The sequence below is a fragment of the Flavobacterium micromati genome (genome assembly GCF_900129585.1).
In the GTDB taxonomy this organism is placed as follows: Bacteria; Bacteroidota; Bacteroidia; order Flavobacteriales; family Flavobacteriaceae; genus Flavobacterium; species Flavobacterium micromati.
The window spans coordinates 187,895-203,121 of record NZ_FQWF01000008.1 but is presented as its reverse complement, the minus strand read 5'-3'; the positions used below and the strand labels follow the sequence as shown (position 1 = coordinate 203,121).

Genomic DNA, 15,227 nt, shown 5'->3' with positions numbered 1-15,227 from the left:
AATCTTATAATTTACAAAACATCGGTCTTTTTTCCTAATATAATGTCGTTTATTTTACTGGTAATCAGTAAAATATATTTTTGTCATGTACTAAATTATTTTAATTTTATTAATTTGATTGTGAATCAAAGCATCAAAATATTTTCTATTCTCCTTGTCCAGATAAAATATCTTTTTTATTAAGCTAATCGGGTAATAAATATCTCCATATAATCTATTTTGAGTCGTTAGTCTAAAATAAAAATTCTTCATTATCGATTCTTGATCTAATAGCACCGCAAGATTACCTTCTTCACTAGCAATGGCCTCTGCTTTATACTCTTCAATTTCCTCTTTAGTTAAAGGACTTGGAATGAAAGTATCATTAATCTCTTTTTCGAACGTATTAAAGTCAACTTCTTCTTCAAAAATCTCTACATTTAAAATTTCATAATTTATGAAATTCTGATATTCTATAAAGCCACTTTTATATTTAGATTTCAGCTTTGGATCTTTAAATTTTAGCATCTGAGTTAAACCTAATTCAAGATGTTTTATCGTGTTTTTACTTTCTTGATTATCTAATAATTCAGACAATGTAACTAAAAAATCAAATTTAAAATATTTAGACAAGACCTCTTTATTAGCCGAAACTACATACGAGGCATAGCTTCTCGCTGAACCAACAGTGTAACCTTGTTCCTCAATTAAAAAACTTACAAACTCTTTTCTAAATGGTAGTTTAGTATTGCTTTTTACTTCATCTTGAACTGAAAGAAGTAATTGAACTTCGTTTAAAAACCTCAAATAATTACTTTTTCCAAAAATAGCATTAGGTATGCCATTGCCATTCCTTTTATTATATTCAGTAAATCGCGGATTTTTTTCTTTCAGTTTCTCTTGTATGTTATTAATAAAGTCATCATTAACTTCATCATAATTTATATCGAAGAGATTAATTCCAAAGCTATTATTAAATTCGTCAGCATATTCAAAAAGCTTGTTGCTGAATAAATTTTTATCGTCTTTAAATGATTTTAATAGATAATTAGATCCTTTTCCTTCCTTGTTTTCGATATACCAACTGATAAATATTACAATATTTTCTTGTATCATTTTTTAATAGTTTTTAAATTTTGTTCCAAATATACCTACATTGTATATCAAAATACGATACAGTAAAAAAACATGTAATAATTTTACGCCTCTAGAATAAAAAAACTTCTTTGTAAAATGTCCTGTTTAGAAATTACAAAAAGCTATCGTAATCACAAATAAATACTATTAACTAGTACATTAATATTTTTGTAATACGAAGCTAAATTTTCAAATGTATGAGAGCTTTCATAATCAATAATAATTTGATTGTTATTTTTAACGTATTCGTTGTTTTTAATAAAATCTATGTTATTAATTACATTATCTTTTTCAGATATCAGAATTAACGATTCTCTAATATGTCCGTATTGTACTAAATAACTTTTTAATTGGCTTGGTATTAATGATTTATTACTTAGGTAATTGAAATCTAGCAACGGATTAATTAAGACTAAAAAAAAGAATTTGCTTTTATTTTTATTGCGCAATTGAACAGCAAAATTTGCTCCTGTAGAACTTGCAATTACACATGAAAATGTAAAAGTATTAGAAAAAACAATCTGCTCCCATTCAATTAATTTTTGCTCAATATTATCATTAATACCCCATTCTAAACATTCAATATTAGGATATTCTTCCACCAATTTTAAAAATTTTTTTGAAGCTTTAGAGCCATGTAAACCATGTAGATAGTAAAATTTTGTTTCCATAATAATTTATTGGTGCTTTTTACAATTGAATTAATTTATAACCGTTTGATTACCGTTTGTAATAAAATAATAATGACAAAAATTTTGCTGCTAAACACTATCGATAAAGATTTCTTAAATATTCTATAATCGTACTTCCGGCATCCAAAAAACAGTTTTAAAATCCTTTATTTGATTGTCAATTACAACTATCCCTTCATTCTCTAATAACTGCTGCATCAAGTTTGTTCCATCAAAATGAAGTTTACCGGTAAGCAAACCATTTCTATTTACTACCCGATGTGCTGGAACATCCTCTAGATTGTGCGAAGCATTCATGGCCCAACCCACCATTCTAGCAGAGCGTGCGGTTCCTAAAGCTTTAGCAATAGCCCCATAAGAAGTTACTTTTCCAAAAGGTATTTCCCTTACAACAGCGTAAACGCGCTCAAAAAAATTGTCGTTTTCCATAGTTCTAAATCAAATGAAAATGATTTTAAGTTGCTTCGATTAATTTATATAAAACTTTATAATATTGATTAAAGTTATTACCGCAATTAATCCGGTGATACTGCCAATTATAGTATTAATGTTTCGCATCAAATAATCAGTCTTATCTTGAATTTTTTCGAAAAAAGTAATGTAAAAATAGAATACTAAAAAAGAACCTAAAACTACACCAGATACAAAAACTAAAACATGTCCAATATCAAAATAAAATAGTTGGTAACTAGCCAAAGTCACACTTACAAAAACATAATAAGGAATAGGGAAAAAATTAAGGGCTGAAAGCAACATTCCCAGAAAAAAACGAGTTGAAGTGCTTTGCTTTTTTATTTTATCTTTCTTCTTTGTTGGCTTTTTGGCTATAAATAAGAAATAAATGGAAAGCATAAAGAAAATACCAAAACCAACCTCCCTCAATAAAACAATCACATCTGGATGATTTTTTATAAACTGAGCAAATAAAATAGCAAGTGCCGCCTGAAAAAATATTACGATTATCGCTCCGAGAACAAACCAATAGGCACTTCTTTTTCCTTCCTTGAGATTTACCTTAGCCGCAGTCATATTGATCAATCCCGGCGGAGTAATTCCTATGATAGCCGTAAAAAAACCTAAAAATAGAGAAGTGATTAATTGGACTGTGACCATAAAAGTGTAATAAAAATCTTTGTCAAATATAAACTATTCTTTAATTTTAAATCGAATATAAGTAATTGCTTTGTTGATTTCTAAATATTGTTTTTCATAAAAAGTTTGAAATGCAGTTACTTCCTCTGGACTTCCTTCGTTCACGTAAACATTATGGTTGGCATACAAAACCTCGTGTCCTTCCCCATGCAACAATCCTAAAGTATAACCGTGCATAAATTCACTGTCGGTTTTTAAGTTTACAACACCGTCTTTTTTAAGTACTTTTTTATACAATTGCAAAAACTCTGAATTTGTCATTCTGTGTTTTGTCCTTTTGTATTTTATTTGTGGATCTGGAAAAGTAATCCAAATTTCGTCTACTTCATTTTCAGCAAAAATATGATTGATTAATTCGATTTGAGTTCGAATGAAAGCCACATTTTGCAAACCATTTTCGACCGCTGTTTTAGCACCACGCCAAAAACGTGCTCCTTTAATATCTATTCCAACAAAGTTTTTATTAGGATATCTTTCAGCCAGACCTACAGAGTATTCTCCTTTTCCACAGCCTAATTCCAACACAAGCGGATTTTCATTTTTGAAGAAATCAGAGTTCCATTTGCCTTTGAGCGCAAATAAATCTCCCACTACTTCCTCTCTTGTTGGTTGGAAAACATTAATGAATGTTTCGTTTTCTTTGAATCGCTTTAATTTATTTTTGCTTCCCACTTTTTTAAAATATTTTTACTTCGTATATCTCGGCCTTTGGTATCGGGTGGCAAAATTAAGGAATTATATCAAACGGGACGCTATCAAAGAAAAAACCTTGCTAAAAACTCATTTTCATTTTTTGCTTTCCGTGTTTATTGACCATTTATTTGACTAAATACTAATCTGAGAAAAGGTGCGTGACATTATTTTTTAATGTAATGCGAGAAAAGATTCTGTGTGTAATTAATTTCTATGATTGTACGATTTTATTTTGCAACTCAATTTATTTAAAATAATCATTTCTTTATTTGCAGCTTTTTAATTAAAGCATCTTCAATTCCCATTTTGGTTTTAATTACATCAGCCGAATTTTCATTGGGAACAGTCATTGAAAGAACATAATGTTTAATTTTCCATTGCTCATTTTCTTTTATCAATATTCCTGAACCTCTACAAATTTTCATTTGGGTATTTAGCAATTCGTCAAACCAAGCCGTTTGCATCGTTTTATCAAAATAAACATGACGCTCTAATGTTGTAAAATTCCACGCCTTTCCTTTATCAAAATGAGGTTTAGCATAGATTTGGAATGCTTTTTTATTCCAATTTTCATTTGCATCGGTGCCAATAAAAATTGCATCATCAGTCATTAAATTAAAATAAGCATCATAATTTGCCTCTGCAGCAGCTTTATGCCAAGCAGTGATGGTAGCATTGACATTAATTTCTGGGGAGGAGTTCTCTAACTGATTACTTTTACAACTTAATAAAGTCATAAATATTAAAACTGGGATTAATTTTTTCATCTGCTTTGTTTTTTATTGATGGTCTTTATTCCATCTTATTTTTATTTTTCCGTCTTCATCAACAGCCAATAAATGCAATACAATTCCCTCTAGACGTTTTTCGGCACGCGCTTCTTTATCATCAATGAACTTGTCTTTTTCTGGATCTCTAAGGGGAATTGTTAATGCTAGTTTTGTTCCCCTTCCAAAAGAATAAATACCGTTTATGTCTAAATTTAAAATATTAGAACTGACTTTCAAATCATTTACTTTGACTAATTCGCCGTTGATCGCAAAATTTCCCGACAAGTCTTTAAAAACTATGTTGCTGATATTTCTAAAAGGAAAAGCAAATTTAGCAATATTTGTGATTGGTTTAAAATCGATTAATTCTCCGTTTAAAACGGCAAATTGTGATTTACCAGCGAGCGAATTTGTTTGTAGCGCGCCACCAGCAAATAACTTTCCTTGAATTACTGCTTGAGCAGTTAAGGAACCTTTCAAATTTGTAGGGCTAAACGATTTTATGCTAAAATTATTCATTGAAGTTAAAAATTGAGCTATATCGACTTTATCAATTTTTGTGTTGGATTTTACTACGTAATTTTTACCATCAGGCACCAGCGTTCCTTCGAATGTTATTATGCCACCGCAACTATTAACTTTTCCTTTTTGTATTATTAATTCATTATCGACTAATAAAACTTTTACTTTCGCAGCAGTAGCTTCCAACTTATTGTACACAATTCTATCTACTTTTACATTTAAAACTACTTGGCATTTCTCAATAACATCATGTATTTCATCTGAAATATTACCTTTTGAATTAGATTTTTTTGCTTTAGTTTGATTAGAATCGGTAAGTATACTCACCAGATTTTTCACGTCGAGAAAAGGTGTGTATATGTTCCAATCAACTACCATCTTTTTAGGATTTATATAATACAAAGTTAGAAAGTTATCAATTTTACCTTTCATAAAAACACTATTACGATTGTCTTTAAAGTTCATTTTTTTTATTAAAAGTGCTTTTTCTGTAAAGTCTAGCTCCACATTTGTTTTTATAAAAGTTAAATTCCGCGGCCCATAATTGGCCATTGCATCCTTGACTGTTATGCTTCCAGTAAAATAAGGTTTGTCAATTTTTAAATCTACAATTCCGAAATTAAAATCTAAATTCACTTTGGCTTGACCACTAGAGAAACGAATTAAATCTGCTGATAAAATGGTATTTAAACGAGTAATATCAAAACTTGATTTGAAACTTCCTGAAGCTGTTGTGTTTTCAAAATTCGAGATCATTGCTAACGGAATGGAGAACGGAATGGCCTTAAAATCCCCTGTAAATTTAGATAATGTGATCGTCGAGTTTGCATCATTGCAGCCAGCACCTTTTTTAGAATTGTTAGTAAAACTTGCGTCAAAATTACAATTCGTGATCATTCCATCCGGAATTGTAAGTTCATTATTCCTTACTTTAGTTTTCACTTTTATTTCAGGATCCCCACTTGCACTAATGTCGCCTGCAATTGTACACATTACTTCTATTGGATTTTTTAAATCAATTTGTCCGACCCTAACACTAATATTATCGCTTAACAATTCAGAAGCATTTCGCCATAAAATATTTGTTTTAATGTCAATTTTATATGCTGACTTGTTTTTATCTAAACTAAAACTCGCGTCGATACCAAACATTTCTTTTCCAATAGCTAAATCTTCAGTTGCAACGTTAATTTGATTGTTTACTTCTGAAAAATTTACTTTTAATTTACCTTCGACCATTTTATCTTTTATAAAGCTTCCTCTCTTAGTATTAAAAGCCATGCTTTTAGCAAAAGTTTTTACGTACACAATAGTTTCCCAATCATCACCTTGGAATTTTATTTTGCTTTTGAGATCAATTTTGTCAAAATCAAATAACTTTTTCCCTATTTGGTTTTCTGAAATAAAATGAAATTGACTCACATTTATTTGACGCACTGACGAAGTGGTAGAACTGTTTGACGACGAATCCACAGGTTTTTTTCTAAAAATAGCACTGTTATCAAGTCCGTTTATGTCTTTATATAAATGTAAAGTTGCCTGTTGAATTTCAATTTTGTCGATACTAATTTCATTCACAAGTAGATCTGCAACATTAACTCTTATTTCAATTTGTGCTGCTTTGAGTAATGTTCTCTTATGTATTTTCCACAAACTGTCGTGCACTTCTACTTGGCTCAAAGCCAAAGTCATTTTCGGAAAACCTTTAAGAAATTTATAATTTACATCCTTAATAGATATTGAGCCAACTATATTTTCATTAACTATTTTGTTGATTTGAGCTACTATTTGTGTTTTGTTATTGTTAAAGTAAATAGCAAATAGCCCAGACGAAATTATGATTAATATAATTAAACTAGCAAAAAAATAACCTAATTGCTTCAAAACCTGCCCAAAGTTTATTTTTTTATAATTTATAATGATACGTTCTAAAATTGCATTCATCTAGATGTTGTTTTTGTTGTTGTTGTTGTTGTACAAAGGAGAGTTCCTTACTAGTGTTGTATATGAATAAATTTGTACTAATTCCGCTTTACTATTTGTTAACACGTGAGTCATTTTCTTTAAATTTATGTTTGAAAAAACACTTAAAATTCTAAATGCAAAAGTGAATACCTAAATGTACTATTCTTTTACACAATGCATTTCTAAAGTTGTATAATTTTAAGATTTTCCATTTGTAGATTGATCTAATAAATCAATATTTTTTGTGATTTATAATTATAAAATACTGATTATAAATTTGTTAATTTATAAATTTAGAGATACTCAAACTTGAATCTTTCCTTTACAACATCATATTTAATACCGCCACTTATAATTTAGTCGTGCGAAACAACATTTAATGTACTTTTGTTACGTTTTTACAAATTTCGTAACAAATTAATAATCAAGTATGAAGAAATTGAATTTCGCCGCTGTGCTTGTTGCCTTAGTTTTAATGCTTCTTTTTACTTCTTGTAAAAATAAAATGGAAAAGCCAGTTGTTGAAGCTCCTGTTCCCATAAATACTCTTGAAGTGGCTTTTGATAGCGCCCAAATTGCGATCTTTTTTGAAAAATATCCTAAGTTAAAGTTATATCAAAATGAAGTAAAACAGTTGTATCGAAAGCATCAGTTTCATTATATATGGTTTGATGAGAAAGGTCTCAACGAATTTTCAGGTTTACTGTACAACAAAGTGAACAATTTAAGTGCTGATGGAATAGAAACCACAATTCCTTATAAAGAAAGATTTGACTTTATTTACCAAAATCCATTTAAGAACCAAAAAGCAAGCGTCGACACTGAATTGCTGAGTTCAGCACTTTATTTTTTCTATACTAATAAAGTTTTTGAAGGAATTGACAGCAATAAAACGAAAGATTTAGAATGGTTTTTACCGAGAAAAAAGCAGACATATATTCACTTTTTAGACTCGTTACTCGTTAATCCCTCGTTAATTAATAGGGAAGAGAAAGGTGTTTTGAAACAGTACTACTTATTAAAAAACGCTTTGTTTAAATATCAAAATTTTGCCAAAAAAGCCGGTTGGGAAACCATAATGCTAGATCCTGAAATCAAATCAATTAAACCAGCTGATAGCTCCGCGACGATTGCTCAAATTAGAAATTATTTATTTCTCACTGATGCACTTGCTACCAATTCTAAAAGCGAAGTTTATGATGACGATTTAGCTACTGGAATTTTAAATTTTAAAAAGAGTATAGGACATTTATCCAATACAACCATTCTTCGACAACATATTGCTTTTATGAATGTTCCTATTGAGCAACGCATCAAAACCATAATGGTCAATATGGAACGCTGCCGATGGATTTCCAATGATATCACTAAGTCAAAGGAACTCATTGTTGTAAATATCCCTGCTTATGAATTGACGTTTTTTAGAGATGGAAAACCGGAATTGCGTTCTAAAGTAGTGGTGGGCAAAACTATGAGCAAAACAGTTATTTTTAGTGCACCTATGAAATATATTGTTTTTAGACCGTATTGGAACGTACCAGCAAGTATATTAAAAAATGAAATTTTACCTGCCATTAAAAAAAATCCAAATTATTTAAAACAACATAATATGGAGTGGAACAATAACACGGTGAGGCAAAAACCTGGGATAGCAAATTCACTAGGATTGGTTAAATTTTTATTTCCAAACTCTAACGCGATTTATTTACACGATACTCCTTCAAAAGGATTGTTTAGTAGAGAAAATCGAGCTTTTAGTCACGGTTGTATTCGGGTGGCAAAGCCACGAGAACTTGCAGCAATGATTATGAAAAATGATAAAGGCTGGACGGTAGAAAAAATAAACGCTAAAATGGACAGCGGAGCTGAATACTGGTACACACTAAAAGAATCGATTCCAGTTTATATTGGCTACTTTACCGCGTGGGTTGATGATGAAGGTGTACTTCATTTTTATAAAGATGTTTATGAAAGGGATGAAAAATTAGCAACCATTCTTTTTCAAGATAAAGTAGTAGATTAGGTACATCCGTATTCTGTGATGAAGTGCCACAAAAATTGCGTTCAACAAAAATTGGCTTCTACATATCTGTTTTAAATAAAAAATGACACTGTCCAAACAAGAGACAATGTCATTTTTCTATTTTCCAAAAATGGAATTATTTAATAGGTTTTCTTTTTTTCGAAAGTTGTTTCTAATACTTTTTTGATTTTATCCAAAGCTCCGTGAAAAGCTTTCTCGGTAGTTTCGGCATGATTTGTAACGGCCACTGGTTGCATGTTTATTATACGAGCTTCAATCAAACACCTTTTGTCATTCATTCCTGATTTATCACTATTTTCATCTCCAAAATGCACTTCTAAACGTGTTATTTTTTCCTCAAAACGTATTAAAGCTTTTTCTAATTCATCTGAAAAATAAGCTTTTGAACGTGCACTTCCCTCTACATTACTGTCTGTATTAATTTGTACTGTCATGTTATATTATTTAATGATTGTTTCTCAAATTTAAAGAACGAAGCATGAAAAAACGACTGCGTTAATAAAACATTGTGAGTTAAAATGCGGTTAAAAAGCTTATTTACCCAAGTATAAAACTTGTTGCTTAACGAAACAGTTACATCAGCTTTTAGTCAGTAGTGCTACAAGAATCTAAATTTTTACAGCAGCAATTTGTAGATAATTGAAGATCAAGTTGTATAATTTTAGGATAACACAAAAAGCGATACAATTTATAGCGCTGAAATTTTATACCAAAAAAAACGCTACTCTTTCAAGTGGCGTTTTTTGAATTTATTATTGTTATTTGTTGCGATGTGATTGCTTTGCCGCGTACCCCGCAACTCCTCGCAATGCAAGTCGTTTGGAGAATTGAATGCCCTAGCCCTGATAGCAGTGAAAATCCTTTTTATAAACGCTGTCAGGGTTGAAAACCCTGACAGCGTTGAAAAAGATTGTAACGGATAGCAGGAAATGGCTCCTTCCTTCGACTGCGCTCAGGGTGAAATCCTTACCTACAATTACTGTTATTTAGAAGTTGGGATTGTCATAATCCCTATATTAAACAGCGTAAACGCCTGAATATCTACATTTTCTTGAATTGTTGCTGCAACTGATTTTCCTGCGCCATGTCCCGCATTGATGTCAATACGAATTAGCGTTGGGTTTGCACCAGTTTGCTTTTCTTGTAATTCGGCAGCAAATTTAAAACTATGTGCCGGTACAACTCTATCATCATGATCACCTGTAGTAACCATTGTAGCTGGATATTGATTCCCTTTACGAATGTTGTGCACTGGCGAATATCCTTTAATGTAGCTAAACATTTCTTTACTATCCTGAGCTGTTCCATAATCATAAGCCCAACCTGCTCCTGCTGTAAACGTATGGTAACGCAACATGTCCATCACGCCCACTGCTGGCAAAGCCACTTTCATCAAATCTGGACGTTGCGTCATTGCTGCTCCTACCAGCAATCCTCCATTTGATCCACCTCGAACGGCTAGAAAATCAGGAGAAGTATATTTTTCAGCGATTAAGTATTCAGCAGCTGCAATGAAATCATCAAATACATTTTGTTTTTGCATTTTGGTTCCCGCATCATGCCATTTTTTACCGTATTCGCCTCCACCACGTAAATTTGGAACAGCATAAATTCCGCCATTTTCCATCCAAACTGCGTTGGCAATGCTAAAACTTGGTGTCAAACTTACGTTAAATCCTCCGTAACCATAAAGCATTGTGGGATTTGTTCCATCAAGTTTCAAGCCTTTTTTATGTGTAATAATCATTGGGATTTTAGTTCCGTCCTTTGAAGTATAAAACACTTGCTTGGACTCATATAATTCGCCATTGAAATCTACTTTTGGTTTTTGATACACTTTAGAGGTTCCTTTTGCGGCATCAAATGAAAAAGTCGAGCCTGGTGTAATATAATTTGTAAACGAATAGTAAAGCGTTTTTTCCTTTTTCTTTCCACTAAAACCTCCAGCGGTTCCTATTCCTGGTAACTCAATTTCACGTAGCAGTTTTCCCGAATAATCATATTGCTTTACCACCGATACAGCATCTTTCATATAATTTGCAAAGAAATAACCGCCACCTGTAGATGGAGACAATACATTTTCAGTTTCTGGAATAAAATCTTTCCAGTTTTCTGGTTTTGGATTATTCACGTCAACAGTAACAATGCGTTTATTGGGCGCATTTAAATCCGTTTCGATGAATAATTTTGCGCCGTCATTTTCGATAATATTATTGTCGCTTTTAAAATTATCAACGATGGTAACTATAGGACTATTTGGCTTAGTTAAATCCTTGATGTATAATTCATTTCCGTAAGTCGAATTTGCCGCTGTAATTACAAGATAACGATCATCTTCTGTAACTCCACCGCCTACATAACGGCGTTTTTGGTCTGCGCCAAAAATAATTTGATCTTGTTTTTGCGCTGTACCTAATTTATGGAAATACAGTTTGTGTTGATCAGTCTTTGCTGATAATTCGCTTCCTTTTGGTTTCTCATAACTAGAATAATAAAATCCTTCATTACCTTTCCACGACACACCGCTAAATTTTACATCAACAATCGTATCCTCTATAATTTTTTGCAAAATCGCATCCATGATAATGACTTTTCTCCAGTCACTTCCGCCTTCGGATATTGAATATGCTACTTTAGAACCATCTCTCGAAAAGTTTATTCCGCCCAGCGAAGTTGTTCCATCTTTAGAGAAGGTATTAGGATCTAAGAAAACTGTTTCAGCACCACTTTTATCCTTTCGATACAAAACCGATTGGTTTTGTAAGCCATTATTTTTATAATAATAAGTAAAATTACCTTCTTTGAAAGGTGCACTTATCTTTTCATAATTCCATAATTTTTCCATTCTAGCTTTGAGTACATCACGAAACGGAATTTGCGCTAAATAGCCATAGGTAACTTCGTTTTGAGCTTTTACCCAAGCACCCGTTTCAGCTGATTTATCGTCTTCAAGCCAGCGATAAGGATCAGGAACTTGGTTGTCAAAATATACGTCAACGGTTTCTCCCTTAGTTGTTACAGGGTAAGTCATTGTTCTTAGCTTTTGGTCTTGGCCAAAACTTGCCATTGCAGAAGTTACGGCCATTAATAAAAAAGTTTTTTTCATTAGTTTGTTTTTTTTTCGGTTGTCACAAAAATAGCGAAATAGTTAGTGTTACAGTTACAGGGAGGTCTTAAATAAAACTAAAAAAACGCTACTCTTTCGAATAGCGTTTTCTAAAATGGTTGACATCAGAACGAAGTGCTTATTTGACCTGAACTGGATAAGTGATTTGCGCATCTGTTGCACCGCCAGCATTTGTAATATCTCCTGTTGCAACTCCAGCAGCACTCTTAGCTGGCTCGTGTCTCAAAACCACTATTATATTTCCTGTTGCTGCCACTGTTCCTGTTTTCAAAGTAAAAGCTAAGCCAATCGGTTTTCCGTTGACATCAGCATCAGTATACGTGAAAGCTCCTATTGCTGCTGGTGCTTGAAAAAACAACTGATGTTCTACTCCTTCTGCTTTCACTTCCAATGTTATGTCATCAACTGGCGTCACGGCTTCGTTTAAGAAACGCACTGTTCCTGTATACGTTGTGTTCACTATTAAATCTCCTGAAACAGTAACTACCGGAGTATTTGGTCCGTCTCCGTCCAGATCTCTAGAAGTCAAGGTAATGATTTGATTTCCTGCAGTCAAAGTAGTTGTAACTGTTGTAATTACTTCCTCCTCATTTACTGCAATAGGATCATCTTCATTACAAGATGAAAACGTGAAAATTGATACTAAGGCTAAAGCTAAAATTTTTAAATTTTTCATTTTTTTTGTTTTTAATGTTTAATAATTGAATCTTAATTGTAATTGCAAGTTTCTACCCATTTCATCAGCAAAAAAGCGCTGTCTGTTCAGGTAGTCCCTGTACGTGGTGTTTAATATATTTTGAATTGAAAATGCAATAGTTGTACTAGACTTCCCAAAGGTTTTGAAGCTTATCTCCGAATAGAAATGTAACAACTGATAGGCTGGCGGCGGAGTACTAATGTCTACTAAAACCGGAGTCAATTCATTATTCGCAACAATACTTGTTATAAAATTATTGTCGGGAAAACGATTTTGTCGTAGCACCATTTCACTTTTTAATTCCAGTTTTAGATCATTCCATTCCGTTTTTGCAAACTGAATTTTGTTGCTCAGATTTAATGGCGGAATATCAATCAAGAATTCGTTGTTAGTCAAATCTCTCCCGTTTACATAAGCCAAAGCAAAATCATGCTGCCATTGATTGTTTATTTTCCAATGTGTTTGCACGTCAACTCCTGCTAACCTTGCGTTAGTTTGCTGGTATTCCCAAACTGGAAATGCACCGCGAATGGTTGTTTCAAAACCAACAGGCCGTAAGAACATGAAATTGCGAATGCTATTTATAAAAGGATTTACCTCAACTGAGAAAGCTGTCCATTTTTTCTGCAAGGTTGTTGATAATTTGACCGCTTGTTCTTTGTCTAAAGCTAAATCACCAAGCTCGATAACCCCAGTTGAATGATGCAAACCATCACTAAAAAACTCCGAAGGATTTGGGTTTCTGGTTGCCAAACTAACATTAGTGTACCAATGCAAGTCTTGTCCAAATTCCTTGTGAAATCCTGTACTAGCTGAAATATTATGAAAAGTAAAACTAGGCTTTGCCAACCATTGATTGCCTTCTTCGCCCACAATAAAATCAGCAAATTCAGAGTTATAGCCTCTTTCATCCCATCTAGATTTAAAGTAAAACTTAGTGGCTTCTACTTGTGAAAAATCATATCGTAATCCAGCATCTACAGAAAAACTATCTGAAATATCATAGTTTACAATACCATACGTACCAAATTCTATTCTATCAAAATTAGGAATCAGTGGTCTTATTCCTGTAGCTGGATTTGCAAAATTGTTTTGAAAAGAGCCATTAAATCCAGACTTGAGTGACCAATCATGCAGTGTTTTTTTATAATCAACGTTTACAGCATGCGTTGTTAGCGCTAAGTCTAAGGCAGCTAAGTCATTAAAATTTCCTCTACGTACATCAAACTCCAATCGCTTATTAAACTGAAAAGAATATTGAACAGCTAATGAAGCTGTTTCATCAAAATAATAGTTGTAATTCAGTTTTGCTAAATGATGTTGAACTTTTTGCTTTGGATTATTTATGTCATACGTGAAATCATTGACAACCGAAGGAATTTTATTAGTAATGGAATTATACAAATCGTTTACGTTTCCAGTATGTGACGCACTCAAAATTCCAATAGTGGTATTGTAGAAACTGTAATATCCAGAGACATCATGTTTTTTTCCAGTAAATTTTATATCGCCAGAAAAATTAGCTTCTTGATTCCCTGAATTAGACAACACGTAATCAGGTGCTTCTTTGTCTCCCATATACTTATATGTTCCCAATGCATTCCAACTCCATCCTTTATCATTTCCTTTGTGCAAACTTGTACTAATGGAACTACCTCTGCCATTTGAGACCATATTCAGAATTGTTTTGCCGAAAAGAGTATCTTTTTTTACCGAAACAGGCTCTATAATCACTAACCCTCCAACGGCGTCACCACCAAACTGTAGTCCAGAAGCTCCTTTGATAACCGTGATTTTTCCCGCTGCGTTAATGTCAAAATTAGGTGCGTGCTCCGTTCCCCATTGCTGATCTTCCAAACGAACATTGTTATTGATAATTGGAACTCTACTGCCAAACAAACCGTTAATTACAGGCTTTACCACTGTACTTCCTGTTTTTAAACTAGAAACACCTGCTACCTCTTTCAAGATATCACCCAGCGTTTGGTTACTAAATTTTTCAATTGTTGGCATTTTGATATTTTGTTCCAATAGCGATTTATTCAGTCTATTAGCCTTTTGTCTGATTACAACTTCTTGTAATTGATCTGTTTTTACTTTTAATATAAAGTCTAACATTTGATCAACAACTACATTTACTGTAGTATCAATAGATTGAAAACCAACATAAGAGATAAAGACTTTTGTATTTCCCGCAGCAAGTTTTTTTACGGTGTAATTACCAATCGCATCTGATGATACGGTTTTTTTACCAATGTGTACATGACTACCAGATAGAGGAATTCCGTCTTGAGTTGTGATTTTTCCACTGACTGTGATTTGCGAATAACCAATATTGCAAAACAAACAGAAGCAGCAAAAACTAAAAATTTTTGATTGCATTTTTGTTGTTCAAAATATATAAACATGTGAATCACTTTCAAAAATTGAAAATGATATACTTTGTGAA

12 protein-coding genes are annotated in these 15,227 nt (G+C 32.4%); 1 reads left to right on the top strand and 11 read right to left on the bottom strand.

The window, feature by feature from the left end:
• Positions 1-90 precede the first annotated feature (90 nt).
• The 7 genes from BUB42_RS10290 to BUB42_RS10260 all read right to left on the bottom strand — a co-directional run bounded on the left by BUB42_RS10290 (position 91) and on the right by BUB42_RS10260 (position 6,889).
• On the bottom strand, positions 91-1,095 hold the full coding sequence (locus BUB42_RS10290; protein WP_073019859.1) for a hypothetical protein: 1,005 nt from the start codon (positions 1,093-1,095) through the stop codon (positions 91-93).
• A gap of 152 nt (positions 1,096-1,247) precedes the next feature.
• Positions 1,248-1,787 (bottom strand): hypothetical protein, encoded by a 540-nt coding sequence (locus BUB42_RS10285; protein ID WP_073019858.1) that lies wholly within the window; start codon positions 1,785-1,787, stop codon positions 1,248-1,250.
• Between the two features lie 123 nt (positions 1,788-1,910).
• Positions 1,911-2,237, bottom strand: a complete 327-nt coding sequence (locus BUB42_RS10280) for an MGMT family protein (protein WP_073019856.1) — start codon at positions 2,235-2,237, stop codon at positions 1,911-1,913.
• Positions 2,238-2,276: 39 nt separating this feature from the next.
• Entirely contained in the window at positions 2,277-2,921 is a 645-nt protein-coding gene (locus tag BUB42_RS10275) for a LysE family transporter (RefSeq protein WP_073019854.1), read from the bottom strand.
• Between the two features lie 33 nt (positions 2,922-2,954).
• Complete coding sequence (gene trmB, locus BUB42_RS10270; RefSeq protein ID WP_073019853.1) at positions 2,955-3,632, bottom strand: tRNA (guanosine(46)-N7)-methyltransferase TrmB; 678 nt, start codon at positions 3,630-3,632, stop codon at positions 2,955-2,957.
• A gap of 278 nt (positions 3,633-3,910) precedes the next feature.
• Positions 3,911-4,420, bottom strand: coding sequence for a nuclear transport factor 2 family protein (locus BUB42_RS10265; protein WP_073019851.1), 510 nt, complete (start codon positions 4,418-4,420; stop codon positions 3,911-3,913).
• A gap of 12 nt (positions 4,421-4,432) precedes the next feature.
• Positions 4,433-6,889, bottom strand: coding sequence for an AsmA family protein (locus BUB42_RS10260; protein WP_073019849.1), 2,457 nt, complete (start codon positions 6,887-6,889; stop codon positions 4,433-4,435).
• 451 nt (positions 6,890-7,340) lie between these two features.
• On the opposite strand from BUB42_RS10260, the gene BUB42_RS10255 reads away from it, so the two are divergent.
• Complete coding sequence (locus tag BUB42_RS10255) at positions 7,341-8,933, top strand: L,D-transpeptidase family protein (protein ID WP_073019847.1); 1,593 nt, start codon at positions 7,341-7,343, stop codon at positions 8,931-8,933.
• A gap of 140 nt (positions 8,934-9,073) precedes the next feature.
• Here the strand turns inward: BUB42_RS10255 and BUB42_RS10250 are convergent, their stop codons facing one another.
• The 4 genes from BUB42_RS10250 to BUB42_RS10235 form a co-directional block, all read right to left on the bottom strand.
• Positions 9,074-9,388 carry an HPF/RaiA family ribosome-associated protein gene (locus BUB42_RS10250; RefSeq protein ID WP_073019845.1) on the bottom strand — a complete coding sequence of 105 codons (315 nt, stop codon included), beginning with the start codon at positions 9,386-9,388 and terminating at the stop codon, positions 9,074-9,076.
• 548 nt (positions 9,389-9,936) lie between these two features.
• A complete protein-coding gene (locus BUB42_RS10245) occupies positions 9,937-12,039 on the bottom strand; it encodes a prolyl oligopeptidase family serine peptidase (protein ID WP_244533919.1) in 2,103 nt (700 codons plus the stop codon).
• 160 nt (positions 12,040-12,199) lie between these two features.
• Entirely contained in the window at positions 12,200-12,757 is a 558-nt protein-coding gene (locus BUB42_RS10240; protein WP_073019841.1) for a type 1 periplasmic binding fold superfamily protein, read from the bottom strand.
• An 18-nt stretch (positions 12,758-12,775) separates the two neighbouring features.
• A complete protein-coding gene (locus BUB42_RS10235) occupies positions 12,776-15,160 on the bottom strand; it encodes a TonB-dependent receptor (RefSeq protein WP_073019839.1) in 2,385 nt (794 codons plus the stop codon).
• Positions 15,161-15,227: the final 67 nt, after the last annotated feature.